Source organism: Kitasatospora sp. NPDC058162, assembly GCF_042884005.1.
Taxonomy (GTDB): Bacteria; Actinomycetota; Actinomycetes; order Streptomycetales; family Streptomycetaceae; genus Kitasatospora.
In genome coordinates this window covers 1-764 of record NZ_JBHVUS010000090.1, presented here as the reverse complement: position 1 = coordinate 764, position 764 = coordinate 1, and the positions used below count along the sequence as shown (strand labels likewise).

2 protein-coding genes are annotated in these 764 nt (G+C 51.4%); both read left to right on the top strand.

Annotation, left to right across the window (positions count from 1 at the left end; genetic code table 11):
- The coding region (locus ACFVXG_RS46130) for a hypothetical protein (protein WP_387936503.1) at window positions 1-295 on the top strand (295 nt) is incomplete at its 5' end.
- Window positions 292-764, top strand: a 473-nt coding sequence (locus tag ACFVXG_RS46125) for a hypothetical protein (RefSeq protein ID WP_387936502.1), incomplete at its 3' end; no start/stop codon positions are given. The genes ACFVXG_RS46130 and ACFVXG_RS46125, both read left to right, overlap by 4 nt.

Here is a 764-nt window from a genome sequence, read left to right as displayed (position 1 = left end):
GACGGACGCCTGCCGGAGCGATATCGATACATATTTGTGCAAGCATCAGATTCCGATGCTGATCGCCAACGCATGCGCCGCGCCGCAGCCGTCACACCAGATTACGGCGCACATCGGCAGAATCTTAACGTATGACATGGTAAAAACGGCGGTGCGCAGGACGCCGTGCCGCCATAAAGAGCTGCTGGCGGGAGCGCGCGTGGTGCTCGGCCTGTGCAAAATGCGCCTTCCTCTTCTTCTGCATGCGTTTTTCGAACGGAAATCGAAAGAGAAAGGCAGTGCGGAAGGAGCATGAAATTTGCCATTAATTTCGGCGCCAATGTGACGGCGTTTTTACTATCGGTGTTTTTATCAGTGTGGATGACTCCCTTTATTGTGAAAACATTAGGTGTGGAGGCTTTTGGGTTTGTCCATCTGACACAGAATATCATTAACTATTTCTCTATAATTACCGTTGCGCTGAGCTCTGTCGTTGTGAGGTTTTTCTCCGTCGCCGCCCACAGGGGGAACAAGGACGAGGCCAATGCGTATGTAAGCAATTATTTAGCCGCGTCTGTCGTGATATCTCTATTGCTCGCTGTGCCGCTCGCCGGGACGGCTTTTTTTATTGACAAGATTATGAATGTACCGGCCGGGCTCTTAACGGATGTGAGGCTCTCTATCGTGATCGGCAGCGTGCTGTTTATGCTGACGTTTTTTATGGCGGGGTTCGCGACGGGGCCGTTTTTCGCCAACAAGCTTTATATCACAAGCTCCATTCAGGC